The organism is Clostridium nigeriense (assembly GCF_050585245.1).
GTDB classification, from domain to species: Bacteria; Bacillota; Clostridia; order Clostridiales; family Clostridiaceae; genus Clostridium; species Clostridium nigeriense_A.
Genome location: NZ_JBNOOF010000030.1, coordinates 1 through 2524 on the forward strand (window position 1 = coordinate 1; position 2524 = coordinate 2524).

Below are 2524 nucleotides of genomic sequence, written 5' to 3' on the forward strand. Positions count from 1 at the left end.
ATAATAACCAAGTTCTGATCCAGAGTACCACGAGACACGTGAAACCTTGTGGGAAGCAGGGAGGACCACCTCCCAAGGCTAAATACTACCTGATGACCGATAGTGAAGCAGTACCGTGAGGGAAAGGTGAAAAGAACCCCGGGAGGGGAGTGAAATAGAACCTGAAACCGTGTGCCTACAACCGGTCAAAGCCCCTTATGAGGGTGATGACGTGCTTTTTGTAGAACGAGCCAACGAGTTACGGTATGTAGCAAGGTTAAGTACTTAAGGTACGGAGCCGAAGGGAAACCGAGTCTTAATAGGGCGACTAGTTGCATGCCGTAGACCCGAAACCGGGTGACCTATCCATGGCCAGGTTGAAGCGGGGGTAAAACCCCGTGGAGGACCGAACCACGTTGCTGTTGAAAAAGCATGGGATGAGCTGTGGATAGCGGAGAAATTCCAATCGAACTCGGAGATAGCTGGTTCTCCTCGAAATAGCTTTAGGGCTAGCGTCGGATATGAGTAATGGAGGTAGAGCACTGAATGGGCTAGGGGGCATATCGCTTACCGAACCTTATCAAACTCCGAATGCCATATACTATGAGTCCGGCAGTCAGACTACGAATGATAAGATCCGTGGTCAAAAGGGAAAAAGCCCAGATCGTCAGCTAAGGTCCCAAAGTGTAAGTTAAGTGGTAAAGGATGTGGGATTTCTAAGACAACTAGGATGTTGGCTTAGAAGCAGCCACTCATTTAAAGAGTGCGTAATAGCTCACTAGTCGAGAGATCCTGCGCCGAAAATGTCCGGGGCTCAAACTTACCACCGAAGCTACGGGCTCAAGATTACTTGAGCGGTAGAGGAGCGTCGTAATCGGGCTGAAGTCGTACCGAAAGGAGCGGTGGACTGATTACGAGTGAGAATGTTGGCATTAGTAGCGAGATGTAAGTGAGAATCTTACAGGCCGAAAATCTAAGGTTTCCTGGGGAAGGCTCGTCCGCCCAGGGTTAGTCGGGACCTAAGCCGAGGCCGAAAGGCGTAGGTGATGGACAATTGGTTGATATTCCAATACCACTATTATCGTTATTATCGATGGTGTGACGGAGAAGGATAGGATGTGCTAGCGATTGGAAATGCTAGTCTAAGCATTTAGGGAGTTAAGATAGGCAAATCCGTCTTAACAATCCTGAGGTGTGATGGGGAAGGTCAAATTGACCGAAGTATCTGATTCCCTGCTTCCAAGAAAAGCATCTAGAGAGAGAAGTAGTGCCCGTACCGCAAACCGACACAGGTAGATGAGGAGAGAATCCTAAGGCCATCGGAAGAATTGCAGTTAAGGAACTAGGCAAATTGACCCCGTAAGTTAGCGAGAAGGGGTGCCTGCGAGAGCAGGCCGCAGAGAATAGGCCCAAGCAACTGTTTAGCAAAAACACAGGTCTCTGCTAAAGCGCAAGCTGATGTATAGGGGCTGACGCCTGCCCGGTGCTGGAAGGTTAAGGGGAACACTTAGCGCAAGCGAAGGTGTGAACTTAAGCCCCAGTAAACGGCGGCCGTAACTATAACGGTCCTAAGGTAGCGAAATTCCTTGTCAGGTAAGTTCTGACCCGCACGAATGGCGTAATGACTTGGGCACTGTCTCAACTGCAAATCCGGCGAAGTTGTAGTGCGAGTGAAGATGCTCGCTACCCGCGATTGGACGGAAAGACCCCGTAGAGCTTTACTGTAGCTTAGCATTGAGTTTCGATATTGTCTGTACAGGATAGGTGGGAGACTGAGAAGCTAGGGCGTCAGCCTTAGTGGAGTCATCCTTGGGATACCACCCTGACAGTATTGGGATTCTAACCGGACGCCATGAAACTGGTGACGGGACATTGTTAGGTGGGCAGTTTGACTGGGGCGGTCGCCTCCTAAAATGTAACGGAGGCGCCCAAAGGTTCCCTCAGAACGGTCGGAAATCGTTCGTAGAGTGCAAAGGCAGAAGGGAGCCTGACTGCGACACCCACAAGTGGAGCAGGGACGAAAGTCGGGCTTAGTGATCCGGTGGTACCTCGTGGGAGGGCCATCGCTCAACGGATAAAAGCTACCTCGGGGATAACAGGCTGATCTCCCCCAAGAGTCCACATCGACGGGGAGGTTTGGCACCTCGATGTCGGCTCGTCGCATCCTGGGGCTGTAGTAGGTCCCAAGGGTTGGGCTGTTCGCCCATTAAAGCGGCACGCGAGCTGGGTTCAGAACGTCGTGAGACAGTTCGGTCCCTATCCGTCGCGGGCGTAGGAAATTTGAGAGGAGCTGTCCTTAGTACGAGAGGACCGGGATGGACTGACCTCTGGTGCACCAGTTGTTCCGCCAGGAGCATGGCTGGGTAGCTAAGTCGGGAAGGGATAAACGCTGAAAGCATCTAAGCGTGAAGCCCCCCTCAAGATGAGATTTCCCATAGCATAAGCTAGTAAGACCCCTTGAAGAACACAAGGTTGATAGGTCAGAGGTGTAAGTGTGGTAACATATTTAGCTGACTGATACTAATAGGTCGAGGGCTTGACCAAA

Annotated in this window: 1 rRNA gene; it reads left to right on the forward strand. The window is 51.2% G+C overall.

The annotated features are described in order from the left end of the window. A 23S ribosomal RNA gene (locus ACQPUY_RS17630) occupies positions 1-2523 on the forward strand; the annotation flags it as partial. Position 2524 lies beyond the last annotated feature (1 nt).